Source organism: Cupriavidus sp. IDO, from assembly GCF_000812465.1.
Taxonomy (GTDB): domain Bacteria; phylum Pseudomonadota; class Gammaproteobacteria; order Burkholderiales; family Burkholderiaceae; genus Cupriavidus.
Map to the genome: position 1 here is coordinate 20,938 of NZ_JWMA01000040.1, position 22,686 is coordinate 43,623.

Consider the following 22,686-nt stretch of genomic DNA (forward strand, 5'->3'; position numbering starts at 1 on the left):
GCAGCGTTGAACGCCATCACTACAACGTTCGGCCCTGCCGCCGAGGTGCAATGGGCCGCATGGTGGCCGTGGCTGACCGTTGCCGCACTCGGCCTGTTCCATGGCATCAACCCTGCCATGGGCTGGCTGTTCGCGGTGGCGCTCGGCCTGCACCGGCGGCAGCGCCGCGTGGTGCTGCTTTCGCTGCTGCCCATCGCCATCGGTCACGCCGTGGCCGTGGCCGTGTTCGTGGCATTGGCCCTCTATCTTGGCAGCATGCTCGATCCCCGCCTCTTCGCGAGGCTGGGCGGCGCCGTGCTAATCGGCTGGGCACTCTGGCACGTCTGGCGCGGCCATCGCATGCGCCCGCGCGTGGGCATGCAGGCGGGCATGGCGGGGCTGGCGTTCTGGTCGTTCCTGATGGCCGGCATGCACGGCGCCGGGCTGATGCTGGTGCCGGTGCTGCTGCCGCTGTGCGTGTCGCCGGTGTCGGGTGCCATCGCCGGCAGCAGCGCCGTTGCACCCGCCATCCTTGCGCTCGTGCTGCATACCGGCGCGATGCTGCTCGCCATCAGCGCCATCTCGCTGCTGGTGTACGACCGCATCGGCGTGGGCTTCCTGCGCACCGGCTGGATCAATCTCGATTTGCTGTGGACCGCCGCGCTGCTGCTGTGCGGCGCGCTGCTCCTGCTCCACTGAGATCGATGGCGCTTCACGCTGTCAGCACCGCAGTCGCCTCGATCTCGAACAGCATATTGTCGAGCGCTAGCCGTGGCACCGGAATCAGGGTGCAGGCAGGCGTCGGCCGGTCACCCCACATCTCGCGCAGGGCTGTGCCGAAGATCTTCAGCCGGTCCATGGAATGATCGACTACCAGCACCGTCAGGCGAGCCACGTCGCCGACGTCGGCGCCCGCGGCGTCCAGCGCCACCTTCAGGTTCTTCATGGCCTGCGAAACCTGGCGGTGGAAATCCGTCGACAACCCGCCCGCGGCGTCCTCGCCGCCCTGCCCCGCGATATAGACGATGCGGCCAGGCCCTTCTGCCACCGCCACGTGTGAATAGCCGTTGGGACGGGGATCATACAAGCCCGGCGGATTGATAAAGGTGAGGGCGTTGCTCTTGCTGGCTGCTCGCGACATGGTGCGGCTCTGGAGTGGAAGAGCCCCCAGTATTCAACCTCAACTTAGCTTGAGGTCAAGCCAGACCCTGCTAGCATTGTGGGTCCGGAATCGTCCAGCGGGTAAAGCCATGGTATCCAACGCAAGCCCCCCCCGCGCTACCTCTCCCCGCGCCGTGCGAAAGAGCGACCTGCTGCCCGTGGGTGAAGTCGCGGCACGCACCGGCATCGCGGTCTCCGCCCTGCATTTCTACGAAACCAAGGGCCTGATCGCCAGCACCCGCAGCGACGGGAACCAGCGGCGCTATCCGCGCAGCGTGCTGCGCCGGCTCGCCGTCATCCGTGTGGCGCAGCGGATGGGACTGCCGCTGGCAGTCATCGCCCAGGCAATGCAGACGCTGCCGGCCGGACGTGCGCCGACGGTGGCAGACTGGCGCCGTCTGTCCGCAGGCTGGCGCGAAGATCTCGACGAGCGCATTCGCACGCTCACGCAACTGCGCGACCAGCTCGACGGCTGTATCGGCTGCGGCTGCCTGTCATTGAAGGAATGCCCCTTGCGCAATCCGCAGGACACGCTGGCGGGCGAAGGGCCGGGGCCGCATTTCCCGCCGGTGGTGGAATGAGCGCCGGCGGCCGCAACACCGCGCTCACGCCCTGACCAGCCGCTTCAGCTCGGCGGGCGCCAGCAGTTCGATCTGCCGGTAGTGCCGCCGCACCCAGCCCTTCTCTTCCCATGCCTGCAGATACTTGGCCACGGTCTGCCGCGAGCGGTTGACCATGTCGCCCAGGTCTTCCGCGGTGATGTGCACGACGTGGTCCGTGCGGTCGGCGAGTTCGAGCAGCCTTGCCGCCATCCTGGCATCCACAGGTGCCTGCTCTGCGCTCTCGGCGTTGTCGAAGGCCACGCGAAGGCGTGCGCAGATCTGCTGCACGATCAGTTGCATCCCCTCAGGATGCGCTGCCAGGATACGGTGGAACTCCCGCCTGCCCAGCACCAGCAGCTCGGTGTTCCCTACGGCAATGGCATCGTGCGTGCGCGGCTTGCCGTCGAGCAGCGAGATCTCGCCGAACCAGCGGCCGCGGCCCACCACCGAATACACCGACTCGCGCCCGCCGGTGCTGACGCGGCTCATGCGCACGCGGCCCGACAGCACCATGCAGAAATTGGTTGGCGCATCGCCGCGCGCAAAGATCATGGCGCCGCTGCTGAAGCGCTGGCGGCGTGCGGCCTTCGCCACGGCATCGAGCACGGCGGCCGGCGCATTGCGCAGCCAGCCGCTGGCCAGCACGCCGCGCAGCAGCGTCTTGTCGGGTTCCACGCCCTTCATATCGCCCTCCTTCCAGGAACCGAGATTGTCCAATACTTAACAGACTTTCACCCGCTGTGACGCCAGAATGCACCCCGTTCATTGACCCACATGGCCCGGGAGACCTTCACATGGCGCAGATCCAGTTCGTTGACTCAGTCAAAGACCGCGTGTCCGATGCGGAATGGCAGATGCGCGTCGACCTCGCAGCCGCGTACCGCCTGGTCGCCCACTTTGGCTGGGACGACCTCATCTTCACGCACATCTCGGCGCGGGTGCCGGATGCGCCCGACCAGTTCCTGATCAACCCCTACGGGATGATGTTCGACGAGATCACGGCATCGAGCCTGGTCAAGGTCGATCACGAAGGCCAGCCCGTGCTGGAGACGCCGTACGACGTCAACCCGGCCGGCTTCATCATCCACAGCGCGGTGCACGAAGCGCGCCCCGAGATCGGCTGCGTGATGCACACGCACACCATGCATGGCGTAGCGGTCTCTGCCCAGCAGGCCGGATTGCTGCCGATCTCGCAGCAGTCGATGTTCGCGCTGACCGGACTCGCCTATCACGACTACGAAGGCGTGGCGCTGCGCGAGGACGAGAAGGCGCGGCTGGTGGCCGACCTCGGCTGCTGCAAGCAGATGATCCTGCGCAACCACGGCCTGCTCACCTGCGGCCGCACGGTGGCCGATGCCTTCCTGACGATGTACACGCTGGAATCCGCCTGCCGCATCCAGATCCTGGCGCAGAGCGGCGGCACGCCGCTGACGATGGTGCCGGAAGCCGCCAGCACGAACATGGGCCAGCAGGCGCGCCAGGCCACCAAGGGCAAGGGCTCCAACCTCGCCTGGCCGGGGCTGCTGCGCCGCCTGGACCGCATCAACCCCGACTACCGCAACTGAGCCGCATCTGACCATGGCCATTCTCGTACACCTGCCTTCCTTCATGGCCGGCCCGATCACCGCTGCCCTGCAGCGCACCGCGCCGGATATCCCGGTGTGGAACGGCCGCGAAGCCGCGCCGCCGGAAGCGGTAGAAGCCATCATCGCCTGGGGACTGAAGCCCGGCGTGCTGCCCACGTATCCGAACCTGCGGCTGGTCTGCGCCGCCACCGCGGGCGTCGACAAACTGCTGGCCGCGCCCGACCTGCCCGAAGGCATGCCGGTCACCCGCATCGTCGATCCCGGCCAGCAGACCGGGATTGCGCACTACGTGCTGGCAACCGCGCTGCGCCATGCGCGAGGGCTCGGCACCTACGCCGAGCAGCAACGGCGCGGCGAATGGAAGCGCCATCCCGGGCGCGATCTCTCGCGCTGCCGCGTCGGCGTGCTCGGGCTTGGCGAGATCGGCAGCGCGGTGGCGCGCATGTTCGCGGCGATCGGCTACCCGGTGGCTGGCTGGAGCCGTAGCGGCAAGGGCATTCCCGGCGTGACTGACTACACCGGCGATGAGGGATTCGCGGCTATGCTCTCGAAGAGCGATATTCTGGTCTGCGCCCTGCCGCTTACCTCGCAGACCAACGGCTTGCTGAACCGCCAGACACTGTCACTGCTGCCGGCCGGCGCGTTCTTCATCAATGTCGGACGCGGTGAGCATCTGGTCGAAGCCGATTTGATTGCGTTGATCGACGCCGGCCATCTTGCTGGTGCGGCGCTGGATGTATTTGCGAAGGAGCCTCCCGCAGCGGACGATCCGATCTGGAATCACCCTCGCATCGAAGCCACGCCTCATATCGCGGCGGACCCATCGTATGAGTTGGTTGCTCAGCAATGCGTCGAGAACCTGCGGCGTGCGCGCGATGGGCGCGAGTTGCTGAATCAGGTGGATCGGAACGCCGGGTACTGACGATTCACGAGGCAAAAGAAATGGCTCTTCGCTGGATTGCGGGGATGAGGTCGTGGCGGGGCTGCTGATTCGCATCAGTGGTGGGTTGCCTGCGGCTTTGCGTCTGTGGTTGATCGACGTTCCGGTTTCGCCCTGAAGGGCGAGTCACTTTCTGTCCGAGCGACAGAAAGTAACCAAAGAACGCGTTACTGTCCTCGGCGGACGGCCAGTCTTATCGTAGTGTTCGACGGTTTTTGTACGGGTACGAGCTTCAGGGCATAGCTACGATGCCTGCCACGTTGGGACGAGACGGCGCGAGGCATTGACAGGCCGTGCTCCCGACCTCGTGAGAGCGGAGTGGTACGCAGCTTGAGGCCCGTCAGCATGCGCAGTTGCATCGCGCACCACGGTTGCCGCGCTGTGACTCTTGCCGCAGGCACGCCGCTCGATCACGGAGCCACTCCGCTCTCACGAGGTCGGGAGGACAGCGCCGTTCCCGGCGTTGCCCCTGGCGATCTGCGCGGCAGGCAGTCCAGCTATGCCCTGAAGCGAATACCCGTACAAAAATCCGCGCACGCTACGATAAGACTCCCGCCCGGCGGGCAAGAAGGCGCTTTTTGCTTCCTTTTTGGCGCAGTCAAAAAGGGAGTCGCCGGCTACGCCGGCGAAACAGCAGAGCATCCAAGAACCCACACACCCGCATTTCAGCGAAGGGCCGTTAAAAAAAATCGCCTCCCGAATGAGGAGGCGATTCTGCGGTGGCTCAAACCCGGAAACCCAGGCGACTACCTTGCTGTCGGCTCCAGCCGCGCAGGCACCGCTTCCGCAACAGCCGGCCGATTCGCCAGCCCCAACACCACCTGCAACGCAAACGACACAGCGCCAACAATAAACACCACATCGCCAAACGTCCGCACCCACCGCAGCGTCTGCAGGATCGGCTGCTGCATGAACGCCTCGCTGCGCGAATACCAGGTGCCATACTCAACACTGGCCAGGAACTGGATGATGCCAACCGGCAGCAAGCTCGTGCCGATCATCAGCACCAGCCCCGCGTTCATGCCCCAGAACGCCGTCTTCATCAGCCCCGGGCTGAGCCGGTAAGCCGGCCGCACATAACGCAGCACCAGCAGCGTGAAGCCCAGCGCCAGGAAGCCATAGACCCCGAACAGCGCGGCATGCGCGTGCACCGGCGTGGTGTTCTGCCCCTGGATGTAGTACAGCGAGATCGGCGGATTGATCATGAAGCCGAACACGCCTGCGCCCAGCATGTTCCAGAACGCCACGGCGACAAAACACATCAGCGGCCACTTGAGGTCAGCCATCCACGGTGCACGGTCCTTCAGGCGCCAGTTGTCCCAGGCTTCGTGGCCCAGCACGATCAGCGGCACCACTTCCAGCGCGCTGAATGACGCGCCGACTGCCATCACCGGCGTGGTGGTGCCGGCAAAGTACAGGTGGTGGAACGTGCCCGGAATCCCGCCCAGCATGAAGAGCGAGGCCGAGGCCAGGCTTGCCGCCGTCGCCATCGGGCGCGACACCAGTCCAAGCGTGGAGAAGATGAAGGCCAGCGCCGTGGTGGCGAACACTTCGAAGAAGCCCTCCACCCACAGGTGGACCACCCACCAGCGCCAGTACTCCATCACCGTCAGGCTGGTGCGCTCGCCGTAGAAGAGGCCGGCGCCGTAGAACAGGCCGATCGCCACCACCGACGAGGTCAGCAGCGCCAGCAGGTTCTTGTCGCCGCCGCTGCGTGCGCGCAAGGCGGGCGCGATGCCGCGCATCATCAGCACCAGCCAGATCAGGATGCCGGCGAACTTGCCGATCTGCCACAGCCGGCCCAGGTCCACATACTCGTAGCCCTGGTGGCCAAGCCAGAAGTTCAGGTTGGGCGGCAGCTTCTGCGCAATCGCCAGGTAGTTGCCGGTGAAGGAGCCCACCACCACGACCACCAGCGCCCAGAACAGGATATCCACGCCGAGCCGCTGGTACTTCGGGTCCTTGCCGCCGTTGATCAGCGGTGCCAGGAACAGGCCGGCGGCGAGAAAGCCCGTCGCGATCCAGAACAACGCGCTCTGGATGTGCCAGGTGCGCACCAGCGAGTACGGGAACCACTGCGAGACATCGATCCCGTAGAACTTCTGGCCTTCGACCGTGTAGTGCGCAGTGAAGCCGCCCAGGAACACCTGGAACACGAACAGTGCGACCACCAGGAACAGGTACTTGCCGAGCGCGCGTTGCGACGGCGTGAGCGCGAAGCTCAGCAGCGGATCGCGCGCGGGCGCCTGCGGCAGGCCTTCTTCGTGTCCGTGCAGGAAGGCCCACGCCCATACCAGGAAGCCCACGCCGGCCAGCAGCACCACCACGCTGACCACCGACCACACCACGTTCTCGCTGGTCGGCTGGTTGCCGATCAGCGGTTCATGCGGCCAGTTGTTGGTGTAGGTGGCCGCGTGCCCCGGGCGCTCGGTGGCGGCGGCCCAGGCGGTCCAGAAGAAGAAATGCGTCAGCTGCTGGCGGCGTTCCGCGCTCGGCAGCGTGTTCTCCTTCATGGCGAAGTGCTCGCGGCTCGTGTGCAGTTCGGGCGCATCCGAGAAGAGCTTGTCGTAGTAGGCGCCGGTGGCCGCAATGGCCTGCGCGCGCCGGTTCGAGACGGTCAGCACGCGCGTCGCCGGGTCTGCGGCGTTGCCGCGGTATTCGGCCCGCAGCTGCTCGCGCAGCGCGCCCCTGGCTGCGGCATCCAGCTTGTCGTAGGGCTTGTGATAGGCATCCTGCGCGGCAAGATCGAGCCACGCCGTCAGCTCGCGATGCAGCCAGTCGGCGGTCCAGTCCGGCGCCTGGTAGGCGCCGTGGCCCCAGATGGAGCCGAGTTGCATGCCGCCCACCGACTGCCAGGCGGTCTGGCCGTCGAGGATGCCTTCACCGGTGAAGAGTGTCCGGCCGTCGGCGGCGACCACCTTGGCGGGCATCGGCGGCGCCTGCCGGTAGACCTCGGCACCGTAGTAGCCGAGCAGGGAAAACGTGACCGCCAGCACGGCGATCAGCAGGAGCCAGAGTCTGCGATAGGGACCCATGATGAGATTCGCTTGTCGTTGAGAGTGACCGGGGTTCAGTCGTTTGCGGCGGACGCTGCAGGCAGGACCGGCTCGAACAGCACGTTGTTCTCCAGATGGATGTGTTCCATCAGGTCTTCGCGCAGCGTGCGCAGCCCGAGGTAGAGCGCGCGCCAGGTATTGCAGGCCGCGCGCGGCAGCGTGATGTCGTTGGTGAGGTCCGCCAGCCGCTGCAAGGCCGCGCCGTGGTCGTCATGCTCCATGCGCATCACGGTGATGGGCGCGCTGGCTGCGCCATGTAAGCCGCGCGCGAGCATCGGGAACAGGACCTGCTCCTCCTTCTGCATATGGGCTTCCAGCTCGCCCTGCATTTCCGCCAGGTGATCGGCCAGCCCGAGCGGGCAGTCGGGGCGGTCGCCATGGACGTGCTCCACGCGGCGAGCCAGCCGGATCAGCTCGGGCAGCTGCTCGCGATGCCGGTCATGGAAGCGCGTCTGGATATGCGCGATCAGCGCAGCGGGCGATGCGACGTTCCAGTCGTTCTCTGCCGGCTCTGCATCGCCCTGGAGCATCAGCAGGCGCGCCTCGATGGCGGCGGCGTCAAGGCCCTTTTCCTGCGCCGCGTCGCGCAGCGTGTGCTTGCCGCCGCAGCAGAAATCCAGCGCGTAGTCGTGAAAGATTCGGGTGGCGCCGGGAATGCGGCGGGCCAGCTGGCCGAGGGATTGGTCTTGCAGGGTCATGATGGTTCTCCGTCTGAAGTTACGCATGCATGACTTACGCGAGGACCGTGCCAAATAAAAACCGCGTTGGATCAATGGGTTACAAATCCAACGGTCATATTTACCCTATACTTTCCATGGTGAATTTAACCCCAACGGTATTTATCACCATGACGCGATGTCCCCGGATTTGCTGACGGACCTGGTCACCGAGCTGCCGCATGCGGTACGCCTGCAGCGGCTGGTCAGCGGACTACGTACGCATTTCCGCTGCGGTGCGGTAGCGTTGCTGCGGCTGGAAGAAGAGCACCTGCGGCCAGTGGCGGTCGACGGCCTGGTACGCGACACGCTCGGGCGCCGCTTCGCCGTTGGCCTGCATCCGCGGCTTGCCGCCATCCTCGCGCGGCGCGATGTCACCTGCTTTCACCATGACAGCATGCTGCCCGACCCGTACGACGGCCTGATCGACGAGCATGTGGGCGAGCCGCTGCCGGTGCACGACTGCATGGGCACCAGCCTGCATGTGGAAGGCCAGCCATGGGGCGTGCTAACGCTCGACGCACTGACGGTCGGCACCTTCGACGCCGCCGCGCAAGCCGAGCTGCAACGGCTGACCGTGATCGTCGAAGCGGCCATCCGCACCACCCGCCTGGAGGCCGAGATCCGCGCCCTGCAGTTGTCGCGCGGCAAGCAGCCCGACGAAGGACCGGCCGACGACGGCGAGATCATCGGCCAGAGCCCGGCCATTGCCGGGCTGCTGCACGAGCTGGAGGTGGTGGCCGACACCGATCTGCCGGTGCTGCTGCTTGGTGAAACCGGCGTCGGCAAGGAGCTGTTTGCGCACCGCCTGCACCGCCGCTCGCGCCGGCGCGGGCATCCGCTGGTGCACGTGAACTGCGCGGCATTGCCCGAGTCGCTGGCCGAAAGCGAGCTGTTCGGCCACGCCCGCGGCGCGTTCTCGGGCGCGACCGGCGAGCGCCCGGGCCGATTCGAAGCCGCCGAAGGCGGCACCCTGTTCCTCGACGAAGTCGGCGAGCTGCCGCTCTCGATCCAGGCCAAGCTGCTGCGCACGCTGCAGAACGGCGAGATCCAGCGGCTGGGCTCGGACCGCCCGCGCCGGGTGAATGTGCGCGTGATCGCCGCCACCAACCGCAACCTGCGTGAGCACGTGCGCGACGGCTCGTTCCGCGCCGACCTTTTCCACCGCCTGTCGGTCTATCCGATCCCGATTCCGCCGCTACGCGAGCGCGGCAACGATGTCCTGCTGCTGGCGGGCCGGTTCCTGGAGCTCAACCGTGCGCGGCTCGGCATGCGCAGCCTGCGCTTGTCCGGGGCCGCGCAGGATGCGCTGCGGCGCTACCGCTGGCCGGGCAATGTGCGTGAGCTCGAGCACGTGATCAGCCGTGCCGCGCTGCGTTGCGTGAGCCGCGGCGCGAACCGGAATGACATCGTGACGCTGGAAGCGGACCTGCTGGACCTGGACGGGCTGGAGTTGCCGACGGGGCATTCCCACCATGCCGTTACGGCACGCCCGGAATTGCCCGCAGGCGCTACGCTGCGCGAAGCCGTTGAGCAGACTCAGCGCGCCTGCATCGAGCAGGCGCTGCACACGCATGACGGCAACTGGGCGCAGGCCGCGCGCCAGCTGGGCGTGGATGCCAGCAACCTGCACAAGCTGGCAAAGCGGCTGGGCTGCAAGTGAAAGGTCATTTCAGGGAAGGCCCGAAGACAATGCAAGACGAATAACGCCCTGCCACTCAGGGCACACGCATATCCGGCGCAGGCGCGGCTGCCTGGAACGCCGCCAATCGCGCCGCCGCCTTGCTAACCCACGCCGGCCGCGGCGCGGCATCGAGCCAGTATTTTACTTCCAGCCCGAGCGCGGTGTCGCCGCTAATCACCAGCTTGCGCTGGAAAAACAGCGTATCGGTATCCGCCTCGCCGCCCAGCAGGCGAAGATAGTCGACCGCGCGTGCGCGCAGCGTCAGGGCGGGGGCGGAGCCATCCGGGCGGCCGGTATGGAAGCGCCCGCCCTCGCAGCGAAACTGCACATCCAGCCCGAGATCTTCCACCGTCAGCAGGAAGCTATGCCCATCGAGCGCCACCGGCGGTTCGAGCCAACCGGCACGGCGCGCGATTTCCAGCGCGGCAACCAGCGGCAGCGCGCGGGCGCGCGCCGGCATGCGGCGATGTACGCCCGCCATCAGCGAGTTCAACGCGCTCATACCCGCGCCTCCCACACGATGCCGGCCGCGCCATGCCAGTAGCCATTGCAGGGCTGCGCGCCGGCGGGTGTGATACCGCTCGGAGCGGCAGGACGTTCGCCCGCGCGTATGGCCGCAAGCATGGCCACCACTTCCAGCGTTCCCGATGCATGCGGACTGACACGCAGCATATCGACGCCCATCGCCGCCATCGACACCGCTTCCCCGCACAGGTCGAGGCAGGTGGCGGACTGCGTCTGCACCCCGTTGAGGGTGAAGAACGGCTGCCCCTCGCCGGTGGCGGCGACCAGCCCGTCCGGATAGTCGAGGCAGCGAAACTCGCAGCTGTCCTTGCGCAGGCGGTGATGGCGAGCTGTGAAGCAGCGCGCCGAGAACGCGAGCGGCATGCGGCCCCAGACCATGGCCTCGAGCGAGACGCCACCGGGGCGCCCCGCTGCCAGCGCGCAAAGCGTGGCGCCATCCATCTCCACTGGCACCGCGCAGCCCCTGGCGCCCAGACCCGCAAGCCAGGCGAGCGTATCGGCGTGGTAAACATTCAGGTGCAGTCCGCCGACAAATGGCCTCGCGCCCATGCAGCGCACTGCACCGAGGTCGTTGGCCTCGACCATGTAGTCATCCTGCTCGCATACGCGCCGCATCCAGGCGATATCGGTGTCGGACTCGACCAGCACCGGGGTGGACAGCACCACTTCCTTGCCGGCCTCGCGCAGCATTGCGGCAATCTCCAGCCAATGCGCGTGGCGCAGTTCATGCCGCCGCGTGCAAACGGTCTCACCGAGATAAACACGGTCGATCGCCGAATCGGCCGCCGCTGCATAGAACTGCATCACGGCTTCGCGCGGCCAGTAGTAGAGCAGCGGACCGAGCGCGATGCCGAAGCGCGGCACGCCGGCCGCTTGCTGCGCCGGGACAAAGGTTTCAGGCATTGGTGCACCCATGGGTAGTCGCACTCCTGTTCGGGAAATTATCGGTTGGCGCAGTCAGCGCCACGGCCGGTCGTAGGCGCCTTGCGTGACCTGGTCTCCTTCGGCATGGCGCCCCAGCGTGCTCTGCCATTCCTGGCGCGGCGCAAAGCGTGCCGGATCGGCGCACGCTGCGTCGATGGCGGCGCGCAGCACGCCCACCACATCGCCCACGTAGCGCGGGCTGCGCTGGCGTCCTTCGATCTTGATGGCGGCGATGCCCATGTCGATCAGCGACGGCAGCAGCGACAGCGCATTAAGGCTGGTCGGCTCCTCCAGCACATAGCCGCGTTCGCCTTCCACTTCGAAGCGCCCCTTGCACAACGTGGGATAGCCGGCCGGCTCGCCGGGCGCATAGCTGTCGATCAGGATGCCAGACAGCCTGGCGTGCATGGTGCCGTCCTGCTCGGTCCAGCGCACCGCGTGCGCGGGCGAGCAGACGCCCTTGTTGTTGGGCGAATCGCCGGTGGCGTAGGACGACAGCAAGCAACGTCCCTCGGCCATCACGCACAGGCTGCCAAAGCCAAAGACTTCCAGCTCCACGCTGGTATGGCGCGCCAGCTTGCCGATCTGCGCCAGCGACAGCACGCGCGGCAGCACCACGCGGCGGATATTGAAGCGTTCGCGCATCAACTCGATGGCATCGGCATGCGTGGCCGAGCCTTGCACGGACAGGTGCAGGCGCAGGTCCGGATGGCGCTGGCTGGCATAGCCCATCAAGCCGGCGTCGGCCATGATGACGGCGTCGGCACCGAGGTCCGCCGCGGCGTCCACGGCCCGGTGCCATTTGCCGACTGCGCCCATCTGCGCAAAGGTGTTGATGGCGAACAGCACCTCGGCGCCGCGCGCATGCGCTTCGGACACGCCGGTGCGAATGTCGGCCTCGGTGAAATTCAGGCCACCGAAGTTGCGCGCGTTGGTGGCGTCGCGCAATCCGAGGTAGACCGCGTCGGCGCCGTGCTGCAGCGCCATGCGCAAGGCGGCCAGCGAGCCGGCCGGCGCCACCAGCTGCGGCCGGCGCGGCGAATCAGAGAAGGAGGACTTCATGTCGGGGGTGGCCGCTGCCGGCCCAGGGATCTGACCAGCCGAGATGCTAACGCGACGTCACGCGCCCGGGCTTGATCGCGCGCAAATCGCAACGGACCGTGCCAGCCGGGCCTGCCCGCCTATGCCAATCGGCGTAGGCCGTTGGGCATCCACTGGTGCGGCATTGACCTGCGGCAAACGCGGGGCGCCGCCGCCGTGCCACGCTTCGCCAGTTGCCCGCACGCGGCAGCATCATTTGAGTGAGACGTTCATGAAAGAGCATTGGCTGAAGCTGGCCGGGCGCCGGCTGGTGCCCGTCGTACAAGGTGGGATGGGCATCGGCATCTCCGCGCACCGGCTCGCGGGCGCGGTGGCCAGCCAGAACGGCATGGGCACCATCGCCAGCATCGACCTGCGCCACCATCATCCGGACCTGCTCGCGCAGACGCGGGGCACGCGCGACAAGCCGCGCATCGAAGCGGCCAACCTGGTTGCCCTGGACCGCGAGATCAAGGCGGCACGCGAGCTGTCGGGTGGGCGCGGCATGATCGCGGTCAACGTGATGAAGGCAGTCGGCTCGCATGCGGCACTGGTGCGCCAGTCCTGCGAAAGCGGTGCCGATGCCATCGTGATGGGCGCGGGGCTACCACTCGACCTGCCTGAGCTCACCGCAAGCCATCCCAAGGTTGCCCTGATTCCGATCCTGTCCGAATCGCGCGGCATCGGGCTGGTGCTGCGCAAATGGATGAAGAAGGGCCGGCTGCCTGACGCCATCGTGATCGAGCACCCCAACCACGCTGGCGGCCACCTCGGCGCGCCGGCCATCCAGGAGCTGGGCGAATCGCGCTTCTCGTTCTCGCGCGTGCTGGCGGAATGCCGCGAGCTGTTCGCATCGCTGGGCCTGGCCTGGGAAAGCATCCCGCTGATCCTGGCCGGCGGCATCGACAGCCACGCCAAGGTCCGACACTGGCTCGGCCAGGGCGCCGCCGCCGTGCAGCTGGGCACGGCGTTCGCCGTGACCGAGGAATGCGATGCGCACCCCGCTTTCAAGCAGGTGCTGGCCACCGCGCGCCCGGAATCGTTGCGCGAATTCACCAGCGTGGCCGGGCTGCCGGCGCGCGCAGTGCTCACGCCCTGGCTCAGCCGTTACCTGTCGAGCGAAGCCAAATTACAGCGCCGTGCCAAGGTACGCGAGTGCCTGGAAGGCTTCGACTGCCTGCAGTCATGCGGCCTGCGCGACGGCATCGCCCGTATCGGCCAGTTCTGCATCGATCTGAAACTGTCGCAAGCGGTGCGCGGCGATGTCGAGCGCGGCCTGTTCTTCCGCGGCAAGGGCGCGCTGCCCTTCGGCGAAGCGATCCGGCCCGTGGCGGAGTTGATGCATTACCTGCTCACCGGCGAGAAGCCCGCTGCCCTTACTGCATCACCGGTACAGGCCGCGGCCGCCTGACACAGCGTGGCACATTGCTGCTTCCCATTTCCTGACCACACATCCCTATGGGTTTTCTCAACGGCAAGCGCATCCTGATCACCGGGATGCTCTCCAACCGGTCGATCGCCTTTGGCATCGCCACCGCATGCCGGCGCGAAGGCGCCGAACTGGCCTTCACCTATGCCGACGGGCGTGTCGCGGCGCGCGTGCGCGAGCTGGCGGCGGGCTTCGGCAGCGAACTGGTATTCCCTTGCGACGTCGCCTGCGATGCGCAGATCGACGCCGCCCTGGCTGCCCTGCGTGCCCACTGGCCGCAGCTCGACGGCCTGGTCCACGCGATCGGTTACGCACCGCGCGAGGCGTTATCGGGTGAATTCCTCGACGGCCTGTCGCGCGACGGCTTCCGCATCGCGCATGATGTCTCGGCCTACAGCTTCCCCGCACTCGCCAGCGCCGCGCTACCGATGCTGGCGCCGCGCGCCGCACTGCTGACACTGTCCTACCTGGGCGCGCAGCGCACGCTGCCGCACTACAACGTGATGGGCCTGGCCAAGGCCTCGCTCGAAGCCAGCGTGCGCTACCTTGCCGCCGCACTGGGTGAGCGCGGCGTGCGCGTGAACGCCATTTCGGCGGGCCCGGTGCGCACCCTGGCCGCCGCCGGGATTCGCGATTTCGGCAAGATTCTGGAACACGTGGCAAATACCGCGGCACTGCGCCGCAATATCGACAGCCAGGAAGTCGGCAACGTGGCGGCATTCCTGCTGTCCGACCTTGCCAGCGGCATGACGGGGCAGATCAGCTACGTCGACGCCGGATACCGCAGCATGGCGGCGCCGCTGGACCTGGCAGACTGATCTGCCGCGCAGCGCCGCCGCGCCCGGTGGCGCGCTGCGATATCCCTCGGCTTCAGGCAGCCGCCTGCCGCGCCAGCCCTTCTGTATCAAGCAGAAAGATCTTCCCCCGCTCCAGCTTCACCAGCTTCTCCGCCGAGAACCGGCTCATCACGCGCGAGAATGTCTCCGGCGTAATGCCGAGCTTCGATGCAATCACGCGCTGCGTGCAGGCCAGCCAGGTACGCCGGCTGGCCTGTGCCTGCTCCTGCAGGAAGCTCGCCACGCGTTGCAGGGCATTCTGCAGGCTGACCGCTTCGATATCGCGCATCAGCGTATGCAGTCGTCCGGACAGGTTGCGCAGCAGCCGGGCAGACAGCAGCGGATCGCGCTCGACCGCGCCCCACAGCGCAAACTTGCTGACATGCAGCACGGTGGTGCGTGCCTGTGCCTGGCAATCCGCGACCTGCGGCGTATTGAGGAACAGCACATCCTCGCCGAAGGTGGCGCCCGGCCCGAATACCTCGATGGCGCGCTCCACCGTCCGCTCGCTGCCCGGCGCCGACGGCAGGGCCAGTTTCACCAGGCCCTCGACGACGGTATAGAAACCCTGGCAGGGCTCACCGCGTCGGAACAGGAACTCGCCCTTGCGCAGGCGCAGCGGCGTCGCGGCCTCGCGCAGGGCATCCAGGACATCGCCATCAACGCCGCGAAAGAGCGGCAATCGCGCGAATATGATCGGTTCAGCCATGACGGCCTCCTTCGACGGGCAATGTTGCGGGGCGCGGCGCACGTGGCGGCAGCCCACCCTGTGTGCGCATCCGGTGCATGCACAGCAGCGCCCGTCAGCAGTTGTACGGCCAGCCATGTATTGGCGGCAGCGAAGGCCAGCCCGCCGGCGCGTGCCAGCCATGCCGGTGCGAGCGGTAAAGCCAGCAACAAGGAATAGGCCGCCAGCAGCAGCATCGCCTGCCACCGCTGCCTGCCGGGAACGATGATCGCCTGCATGGCAGGCACCCGGGCGCGTGGCGGCAGCAGCTTGCGCAGGTGCAGCCAGACCAGGAACGGCACGATCTTGCCGAGCATGGCCGTCACCGGCAGCACGCCGCCGCCAATCAGCGCGAGCGTGCCGATCCACCAGGCCAGCGGAGCCTGGCTATCCGGCACGAAGGGCATGGCTGCGGCAAGCACGGCGGCGGCCAGCATGCTTGCGCACGCCACGGGCTACAAAGGCCAGACCGGATCGTGCCGGCGCTTCGCCTTCAGCGTGCCGGCGAGTCCGATGCCGGCAACGACCGCGGCCACCAGCAGCCAGGGCAGCAAGGCCCACTCAGGCAGCGCCGGCGATTCCGGCCGCACCGCTACCGCAGCGGAGTACCCCAGCAGCGGCACCCAATGCGCCAGCGGCAGCCACCGCTCCACGCCGGACGGCAGGCGCGCCGTTTGCCAGAATATCGGCAGGACCGTCGTGGCCACGCCAGTCACCAGCGCGGCGAGCCAGCCGCCCAGGCCCCACGCCATATGCAACGCCAGCAACGGCGCTGGCGACAGGGACCACAGTCCACCGAACAGCCCAGCCAGCGCTCCGCCGCACAAGGCCGTCATCAGGAGCGGGGCACCGATCCGCGCGAGAGTACGTGTGGTGGCATCGACGGTCACCACGCGCCTGCCGGCCACGAGCAGCAGCAGGCCTGCCATGACGAGAAACGGTGCGCCCAGCCATGCCCCCCAACGGAACGCGGTTGCACTCCCGCCGAGAAATCCCGTCGTCAACGCCAGCGCGCTGCCCGCGGCGAACAATGCGACCAGCGGTGCCATCCAGCCTGCACCGGGCACGGTCACGCCCGCGACGACCGGCATCATCTGCAGCAGGGCGCCGATCATGACCGGGAGCAGCATACCCAGCGCCAGCATATGGGCCACCGCCAGCGCAAGCGGAGCAAACCTGTCGGGCAAGCCGTCCGCCGGCCCGAATGCCAGCAGCAGGCCTGCGGCGGCGCCCAGCCATGGCGCCGGCAGCAGGCAGCCGAATATCACGCCAGGACGCGGCGCACGGTCGTAGTTGAGGTTCAGCGCTTTCACGGCGTCGACTCCCCGCGGGCAATCTCCATCTGGCCAGGCACATCGTCGCAGCCGCGGCGCTGGCGCACCAGTGATTCGATTCCCGTGGACATTGTGATTCTCCGGTTCAGTGTCAACGCATCCTAGGTTCCGGCCTGCGGGCCGGTTTTGATCCTGAATAAGTTCACCGGGGAAAAAATAGCAAGACCCGCCGGCTGGTGGGGATGGTGAAACCGGCTGCCTGAAATGATTTCGGGGCCGATATATCACATCGTGATTTATTTTTTCGGCGCGGCCGCTGCTGGCCCTTCCGATCTGCCGGAATGCGGTGCTTCAGGCACTCGCCCGGCCGTGCACTTCGGCAGTTCTTGATCTGGCTCATGTCCTGGCCCGGGTCATGCACCCAAAATTCAGGCAGCCTCCGCCCCCGAGCCCCGCCCTATGTCCCTGACCACGCCCGACCTCGCCGATCACGAGGCGCCTACACTGCCCGCGCTGCGGCACCGGCTGTCCACCCGGATCATCTCGCTGTCGCTAGCATCGCTGCTGGTCGTGCTGGCCATGATCTCTTGCACGCTCTGGCTGTCATGGAAGCTGGAAGGCGCCGGCGCGGCCATCAACGATGCCGGCAGCCTGCGCATGCGCGCCAATCGCATCGGCATCGAGCTGGCACGCGCGCAGGCGGCCAGGCCGAATGCGCTGGAAGACCAGATTGCCGCGCTCGACGGCACGCTGGCACTGCTGCGCAGGGGAAACCCGGCCAGGCCGCTGTTCCTGCCAGACGAGCCGGCCCTTCATGCGCAGCTCGACCGCGTCGCGGATGACTGGCGGCACCGGCTGAGGCCACTCGCGCAGGACGGCGGCAGGGTCGGCGGCCTGGTCGCATCCGCCTACATCGATGCCCTGCCCGGCTTTGTGGCGGAGGCCGACCGCCTGGTCGGCATGATCGAGCACGACAGCGCGCGCAAGACCGACCTGCTGCGCCTGTCGCAGGCCGGCCTTGCCGCCATCGCCTGTGTGGGCACGGTGGCGGTGATCTACCTGCTTTATCTGTGGATCATCCTGCCCGTGCTGCGGCTGCAGGACGGCCTGCGCCGCATGGCGGCGCGCGAGTTCTCGCTGCGGCTGCCGGTGGAAACCCGCGACGAGTTCGGCACGCTGAACGAAGGCTTCAACCGCATGGCCGGCGAGCTGCAGGACGTCTACCAGGACCTGGAGGCGCGCGTGGCGCAGAAGACCGCCGAGCTGGCGCGCCAGAACCGCGACCTGGAAGCGCTCTACGAGATGGCCGCGTTCCTCAACCAGGCCACCGACGCCGAATCGATGTGCAACGGCTTCCTGCAGCGCGTGATGCAGCAGTTCGGCGCTGACGGCGGCAGCGTGCGCGCCCTCGACGACGGCCGCGGCAAGCTGCCGCTGGTCACGTCGATCGGCCTGCCGGCAGCGCTTGCCGGCGCCCCGCAATGCGTGTCGGTCAGCGCCTGCCATTGCGGCGACGCCACTACGCAGTCCGTGGTCGCCATCCAGGACCTGCGCAAGGCGCCCGCTCCGTCCGGCAATCCGGCACCGGCAAACCCATCGGCATGCACGCGCGACGGCTTCCAGGCGCTGGCGGCGTTCCGCATCGGTAGCCTGCGCGGCGCAACCGGCGTATTCGCCCTGCATTTCCGCGAGCCGCGCGAGCTGCCGGCGTCGGACCGGCAGTTACTGGAAACGCTCGGCCAGCACCTTGGCACCGCGCTGGAGCAGCTGCGCCTGTCCGCCACCGCGCGCCAGCTGGCCGTGGTGGAGGAACGCAACCTCGTCGCCCAGGGGCTGCACGACAGCATCGCGCAGGGCCTGAACTTCCTCAATCTCCAGGTGCAGCTGCTGGCCGATGCGGTAGACCGCGACGACCTGCCCGAAACGCGCGAGCTCGTGCCGATGCTGCGCCATGGCGTGGAAGAGAGCTACCAGGACGTGCGCGAACTGCTGAACAACTTCCGCTCGCGGCTGATGCCGGGCGAGCTGCGCCCCGCCGTGGAAGAGACCGTGGAGCGCTTCCGCCGCCAGTGCCGCACCGAGGCCACGCTGATCATCGATGAAGGCGGCGACGGCCTGCCCCTGTATCCGGAGCAGCAGCTGCAGGTGCTGTTCATCCTGCAGGAAGCGCTGTCCAACGTGCGCAAGCATGCGCTGGCGGCCCACGTAACCGTGCGGCTGAGCAATGGGCGGGATTTCCGGCTGGTGGTGCGGGACGACGGCGAAGGCTTTGATCCGGCCGAACTGGCGCAACGCGGCGACGCCCATATCGGCCTGAACATCATGCGAGAACGCGCCGCGCGCCTGCACGCCCGCCTGCAGATCGAAAGCCGCCCCGGCGCAGGCACCCGCATCGAACTGCTGTTGCCGCGCGGAGACCAGCAAGCCAACGCCGACACTGCCACCCGACTCCAGGAAACCCTGCCATGACCATCCGCATCCTGCTCATCGATGACCACACGCTGTTCCGCTCCGGCATCCGTGCGCTGCTGCAGCGGCAGGCCGATTTCGAGATCGTCGACGAAGCGGCCGACGGCGTGGAAGGCATCAAGCGCGCCAAGCAGCATCGTCCCGACGCCATCCTGCTGGACCTGAACATGCCCGGCCTGTCGGGCTTGGAGGCGCTGCAGCTGCTAGTGGAAGACCTGCCCGACACCGCCGTGATCGTGCTGACGGTGTCCGAGGAAGCCGAAGAGCTGGCCACCGCCCTGCGCAGCGGCGCGTGCGGCTACCTGCTCAAGAACATCGAAACCGAAGCGCTGACCAGCGCCATCCGCCGCGCCGCCGGCGGCGAGCCGGTGATCTCCGACAGCATGACCGCCAAGCTGGTCGCGCAGTTCCGGGCGCCGCAAGTGCCGGCGGCGCCTAAGCACGACGACGCCGCGCGGCTCACCGCGCGCGAACGCGAGATCGTGCAGGGATTGGCCCGCGGCGAAAGCAACAAGGAAATCGCGCGCGACCTGGGCGTGGCGGAAAGCACCGTCAAGATCCACGTGCAGAACATCCTGAAGAAGCTGAACCTCGCCAGCCGCGTACAGGTAGCCGTCTACGCGGTGGAACACCGCCTGACCGAAGCGGGCTGAGCCCGCACTCCGCACGCACCCAGACTGTTTCGCACCGCCGCACGGCGCGGCTGCGTCGTCCCTGCGTCGTCCTATTCCTACACCGATATCAGTCCCCTTCCGGAGGGACTCCCGGTCTCCCTGGCCTACGCTGAAAAGCAAGTGGCAGGCCTTGTGTCCAGGGCCGCTTGAAAACCGGAAGCCACGCGGCTTTCCGCCAACGTCCAAGGAGCATGCGTATGGGAATCGGCACAATCCTCCTGATCATTCTCATCCTGCTGCTGGTCGGCGCGCTGCCGGCGTGGCCGTACAGCACAGGATGGGGTTACTGGCCGAGCGGTGGCCTGGGGCTGATCGTCCTGATCGTGGTACTGCTCGTGGTGCTGGGCCGGATATAGCGGCGCAGGACCGTTTGTGAACGCAGGCAGGCATGCGTACAGGCGGGCACCGGTGGTGTTCCGCCTCGTAGCGCTTGCAGCACTCGCCTGCATCAACCGGAAAGGAGACTGACATGCCAGCCAAATCCAAGGCGCAACAGCAGGCCGCCGGGGCCGCGTTGGCTGCAAAGCGCGGCGACAAAAAGGCGGGGTCGCTCAAGGGCGCGTCGAAGTCGATGTACAAGTCGATGAGCGAGAAGGAACTCGACAAGATGGCATCGACGAAGACCAAGGGGAAGCCGAAGCACGTTTCGGGGTCCTGAGCCCGGAACCGACCGCCAGGCGACACCCGGGCCATAGCGCCACGCGCGGGCCCGGGTTGCTGCGTTTTCCTGTCCGGCAAAGCCTCACTTCTTCGCCCCTCCTCCACAAAACCCGGGCAGCCGCCTCGCCTCGCTGCTCCCGGCAAGCCGGATCGCCTGCGTCAGCGCCAGCGCGAATCCGGCAATGGTGCCGAAGTCCTCCTCCACACGCTCCCGGAAAAACGCCGCCCAGCGAAAATCGCCGTAGGCGTTGCCTGGCTTGCGATAGGCGCCCGCATCGCGCGTGAACGCCGCCAGGCTTCGATACGGGTCGTCGCGCATGCCCATCACGGTGGCGGGCAGCGCCTGGACATCGAGATGATGGCCGCGTTCGTCGTAAGGATGCACGTGGCCAAGCGCGCGCATGCGCTTCCAGAACGCGCCGGGGCTGAGGCGGCTGAGATCCCGCAGGATGCGCACCGGGCCGCAGCGGTAGCCCAGCTCGAGCCACGCGCGCGCCCAGTGATGATGATCCACGATGAACAGCGCGCCGCCAGGCCCGGCAATGGTCTTGATGCGGTGCCGGCGCATGAAGCGCCGCAAGGCAGCCCGATCGTGCGGATCGGCGTGCCGTTGCGTGACTTCCTGCTTCTGCAGCACCTGTGCAAAGCCAAGCGTCAGTTGCGTAGGCCGCAGCCTGGCCAGTTCGGCGATGGCCTTGCCGCGCAGGCTGCCGCCTTCAATCATGGCTGGCGCGCTGCCGGTCGACGAAATGCTCCAGTTCGCTGCCCGGGTCTTCGTTGCCGGTGCTCTCCACCGCGACCGCCTCCCTCGCCAGCGGGCGCGGCCAGTATTCGCCCTGAGCCTCGTCCAGCGGCTCGCCGCTGGCCGCCGGATCAAAGTCCCTCCACTGCCCGCACTCCCATTGCCCCTCGGTGCGCTCCAGGCCGCTCGCGCCGGCCTCGCGCAGCACATCGGCGGCCACGCCGGCGAGGCCGTTGCCGACGCTGGCGGCCAGCATCACGCCAGCGACCGGTGCTTTCGCGGGCTGGCCTTGCGCTACCGACATGATGGAGACGTCCCAGACGGAGAAGCCGCGTGAATAGAGGACGCGAGCGGCTTCCTCGGCCTGGGCATGGGTTTCGAATCGTCCGGCAATGATGGGTGACATGATGGCTCCCAGGAAGATTGAAGTTATTCCGCAACCCTGCAAAAGGTGCGCCGACCCGCCAGCCTGCTGCCGGGCCGCGCGAGCGGGTGGCGCCTCATGCAATTTTTTCAAAAGATGGCCCTGATCTACACGCGCCGCGAAACCCGGTGTCAGCCATTGACCACTTCGCCGCCGTTGATGTGCAGGATCTGCCCGGTGATATAGCTCGCCGCATCGGAGGCCAGGAAGACATAGCCCGCGGCCACTTCGAACGGCTGGCCGGGACGGCCCATCGGCGTCTTCTTGCCGAATTCGGCGACCTCCTCCGCCGTGAACGTGGAAGGGATCAGCGGTGTCCAGATTGGCCCCGGTGCCACACCGTTCACGCGAATGCCGCGTTCGACCACCTGCAGCGCCAGCGAGCGCGTGAACGACACGATGGCGCCCTTGGTCGCCGAGTAGTCCAGCAGGTGCGCGCTGCCGCGATACGCCGTGACCGACGTGGTGTTGAGGATGGCCGACCCTTTCTTCAGGTGCGGCAGCACGGCGCGGGTGAGGTTGAATATCGCAAAGACATTGGTGCGAAACGTGGCCTCAACCTGCTCCGCACCGACGTCCTCGAGCGATTCCTGCGGGTGCTGCTCGGCGGCATTGTTGACCAGGATATCGAGCTTGCCGAAATGCCGCAGCACCTGCTGCGCCACGGCGTTCGCGTGGGTGTTGTCCGCGAGGTCGCCGGCAATGGACAGGCACTTGCGGCCAGAGGCCGCCACCAGCGCCACGGTTTCCTTCGCATCGCCGTGCTCGTCCAGATAGGAGATGGCGACGTCCGCGCCCTCGCGCGCAAAGGCGACGGCAATCGCGCGGCCGATACCGCTGTCTCCGCCGGTCACGAGTGCCACCTTGTTCTTCAGGCGGCCGCTGCCGACATAGTCCTCCGCCCCGCTGTCGGGCTGCGGATGCATGCGGCTCTCCAGGCCAGGCTGGCGCCTCTGGTGCTGCGGCGGCAGATCTTTGGGGGTAGACATGGCGCGCTCCTGGATATGACCGGATGGGCTGCCCCGCGCAAGTTTCATGCCGCGCACCGGCCGTTGCAGCGCCCTGCCGGGCCGTAACCGATACATCGGCCAGCAAGACTTACACCTCGCATGGTGCATTACCCTGCGCGCCATGCTGCCGACAGCCTGTCAGGTGACGATGCACGAGGCGGCATGCTTATTGCGGCAGGGTTGACCAT

At 67.3% G+C, this 22,686-nt stretch carries 22 protein-coding genes and 1 pseudogene; 11 read left to right on the forward strand and 12 right to left on the reverse strand.

All coding sequences use genetic code 11. The features are described from left to right. Positions 1–6: 6 nt before the first annotated feature. Positions 7–678 (forward strand): hypothetical protein, encoded by a 672-nt coding sequence (locus RM96_RS13550; protein ID WP_238587255.1) that lies wholly within the window; start codon positions 7–9, stop codon positions 676–678. 13 nt (positions 679–691) lie between these two features. Here the strand turns inward: RM96_RS13550 and RM96_RS13555 are convergent, their stop codons facing one another. Beyond that, positions 692–1,120 (reverse strand): RidA family protein, encoded by a 429-nt coding sequence (locus tag RM96_RS13555; RefSeq protein ID WP_039011163.1) that lies wholly within the window; start codon positions 1,118–1,120, stop codon positions 692–694. A 109-nt stretch (positions 1,121–1,229) separates the two neighbouring features. Here RM96_RS13555 and soxR point away from each other — a divergent pair, with 109 nt between their 5' ends. Then, the gene (gene soxR, locus RM96_RS13560; protein WP_039011164.1) at positions 1,230–1,721 is read left to right on the forward strand and encodes a redox-sensitive transcriptional activator SoxR; all 492 of its coding nucleotides are present in this window, start codon (positions 1,230–1,232) and stop codon (positions 1,719–1,721) included. Between the two features lie 24 nt (positions 1,722–1,745). On the opposite strand, the gene RM96_RS13565 is transcribed toward soxR, so the two are convergent. Then, a complete protein-coding gene (locus RM96_RS13565) occupies positions 1,746–2,426 on the reverse strand; it encodes a Crp/Fnr family transcriptional regulator (RefSeq protein ID WP_052279498.1) in 681 nt (226 codons plus the stop codon). A gap of 110 nt (positions 2,427–2,536) precedes the next feature. On the opposite strand from RM96_RS13565, the gene RM96_RS13570 reads away from it, so the two are divergent. After that, positions 2,537–3,307, forward strand: coding sequence for a class II aldolase/adducin family protein (locus RM96_RS13570; protein ID WP_039011166.1), 771 nt, complete (start codon positions 2,537–2,539; stop codon positions 3,305–3,307). 13 nt (positions 3,308–3,320) lie between these two features. Continuing rightward, entirely contained in the window at positions 3,321–4,250 is a 930-nt protein-coding gene (locus tag RM96_RS13575; protein WP_039011167.1) for a 2-hydroxyacid dehydrogenase, read from the forward strand. 764 nt (positions 4,251–5,014) lie between these two features. Here the strand turns inward: RM96_RS13575 and RM96_RS13585 are convergent. Together RM96_RS13585 and ytfE are read right to left on the reverse strand one after the other, a co-directional pair. Further along, positions 5,015–7,303, reverse strand: coding sequence for a nitric-oxide reductase large subunit (locus tag RM96_RS13585; RefSeq protein WP_039011169.1), 2,289 nt, complete (start codon positions 7,301–7,303; stop codon positions 5,015–5,017). Positions 7,304–7,338: 35 nt separating this feature from the next. After that, on the reverse strand, positions 7,339–8,022 hold the full coding sequence (gene ytfE, locus RM96_RS13590) for an iron-sulfur cluster repair protein YtfE (protein ID WP_039011171.1): 684 nt from the start codon (positions 8,020–8,022) through the stop codon (positions 7,339–7,341). Between the two features lie 157 nt (positions 8,023–8,179). Here ytfE and norR point away from each other — a divergent pair, with 157 nt between their 5' ends. Continuing rightward, on the forward strand, positions 8,180–9,703 hold the full coding sequence (gene norR / locus RM96_RS13595) for a nitric oxide reductase transcriptional regulator NorR (RefSeq protein ID WP_039011173.1): 1,524 nt from the start codon (positions 8,180–8,182) through the stop codon (positions 9,701–9,703). Between the two features lie 55 nt (positions 9,704–9,758). On the opposite strand, the gene ubiT is transcribed toward norR, so the two are convergent. Genes ubiT through ubiU form a run of 3 tightly spaced genes read right to left on the reverse strand, consistent with a single transcriptional unit; the run spans position 9,759 to position 12,235 of the window. Then, the gene (gene ubiT, locus RM96_RS13600; RefSeq protein ID WP_039011174.1) at positions 9,759–10,226 is read right to left on the reverse strand and encodes a ubiquinone anaerobic biosynthesis accessory factor UbiT; all 468 of its coding nucleotides are present in this window, start codon (positions 10,224–10,226) and stop codon (positions 9,759–9,761) included. Beyond that, positions 10,223–11,164: a U32 family peptidase gene (locus RM96_RS13605; RefSeq protein ID WP_238587256.1), complete on the reverse strand. Its 942-nt coding sequence runs from the start codon at positions 11,162–11,164 to the stop codon at positions 10,223–10,225. The genes ubiT and RM96_RS13605 overlap by 4 nt, the downstream gene beginning before the upstream one ends. Positions 11,165–11,206: 42 nt before the next feature. Next, positions 11,207–12,235: a ubiquinone anaerobic biosynthesis protein UbiU gene (gene ubiU, locus RM96_RS13610; RefSeq protein ID WP_039011178.1), complete on the reverse strand. Its 1,029-nt coding sequence runs from the start codon at positions 12,233–12,235 to the stop codon at positions 11,207–11,209. A gap of 250 nt (positions 12,236–12,485) precedes the next feature. Between ubiU and RM96_RS13615 the strand changes: the two genes are divergently transcribed. Then, positions 12,486–13,664 (forward strand): NAD(P)H-dependent flavin oxidoreductase, encoded by a 1,179-nt coding sequence (locus tag RM96_RS13615; RefSeq protein WP_039011179.1) that lies wholly within the window; start codon positions 12,486–12,488, stop codon positions 13,662–13,664. 47 nt (positions 13,665–13,711) lie between these two features. Then, a complete protein-coding gene (locus tag RM96_RS13620; RefSeq protein WP_039011180.1) occupies positions 13,712–14,500 on the forward strand; it encodes an SDR family oxidoreductase in 789 nt (262 codons plus the stop codon). A gap of 52 nt (positions 14,501–14,552) precedes the next feature. On the opposite strand, the gene RM96_RS13625 is transcribed toward RM96_RS13620, so the two are convergent. Beyond that, on the reverse strand, positions 14,553–15,227 hold the full coding sequence (locus RM96_RS13625; RefSeq protein WP_039011223.1) for a Crp/Fnr family transcriptional regulator: 675 nt from the start codon (positions 15,225–15,227) through the stop codon (positions 14,553–14,555). Further along, a pseudogene (locus RM96_RS13630) lies at positions 15,220–16,558 on the reverse strand (hypothetical protein). The gene RM96_RS13625 and the pseudogene RM96_RS13630 overlap by 8 nt, the downstream one beginning before the upstream one ends. A 420-nt stretch (positions 16,559–16,978) precedes the next feature. Here RM96_RS13630 and RM96_RS13635 point away from each other — a divergent pair. The 4 genes from RM96_RS13635 (at position 16,979) to RM96_RS13645 (ending at position 20,320) form a co-directional block, all read left to right on the forward strand. Further along, the gene (locus RM96_RS13635) at positions 16,979–18,988 is read left to right on the forward strand and encodes a type IV pili methyl-accepting chemotaxis transducer N-terminal domain-containing protein (protein ID WP_039011182.1); all 2,010 of its coding nucleotides are present in this window, start codon (positions 16,979–16,981) and stop codon (positions 18,986–18,988) included. After that, the gene (locus RM96_RS13640; protein ID WP_039011183.1) at positions 18,985–19,641 is read left to right on the forward strand and encodes a response regulator; all 657 of its coding nucleotides are present in this window, start codon (positions 18,985–18,987) and stop codon (positions 19,639–19,641) included. Before RM96_RS13635 ends, RM96_RS13640 begins: the two co-directional genes overlap by 4 nt. Before the next feature lie 218 nt (positions 19,642–19,859). Further along, entirely contained in the window at positions 19,860–20,018 is a 159-nt protein-coding gene (locus RM96_RS37085) for a DUF3309 family protein (protein WP_082016542.1), read from the forward strand. 113 nt (positions 20,019–20,131) lie between these two features. Then, positions 20,132–20,320 (forward strand): DUF3008 family protein, encoded by a 189-nt coding sequence (locus RM96_RS13645; protein WP_039011184.1) that lies wholly within the window; start codon positions 20,132–20,134, stop codon positions 20,318–20,320. An 84-nt stretch (positions 20,321–20,404) separates the two neighbouring features. Here RM96_RS13645 and RM96_RS13650 read toward each other — a convergent pair whose 3' ends face one another. From RM96_RS13650 to RM96_RS13660, 3 genes are all read right to left on the reverse strand, one after another. Further along, positions 20,405–21,046, reverse strand: a complete 642-nt coding sequence (locus tag RM96_RS13650; RefSeq protein WP_052279499.1) for a ParB-like protein — start codon at positions 21,044–21,046, stop codon at positions 20,405–20,407. After that, positions 21,039–21,470, reverse strand: coding sequence for a hypothetical protein (locus RM96_RS13655; RefSeq protein WP_039011185.1), 432 nt, complete (start codon positions 21,468–21,470; stop codon positions 21,039–21,041). The genes RM96_RS13650 and RM96_RS13655 overlap by 8 nt, the downstream gene beginning before the upstream one ends. Before the next feature lie 149 nt (positions 21,471–21,619). Next, complete coding sequence (locus RM96_RS13660) at positions 21,620–22,477, reverse strand: SDR family oxidoreductase (RefSeq protein ID WP_039011187.1); 858 nt, start codon at positions 22,475–22,477, stop codon at positions 21,620–21,622. Positions 22,478–22,686 lie beyond the last annotated feature (209 nt).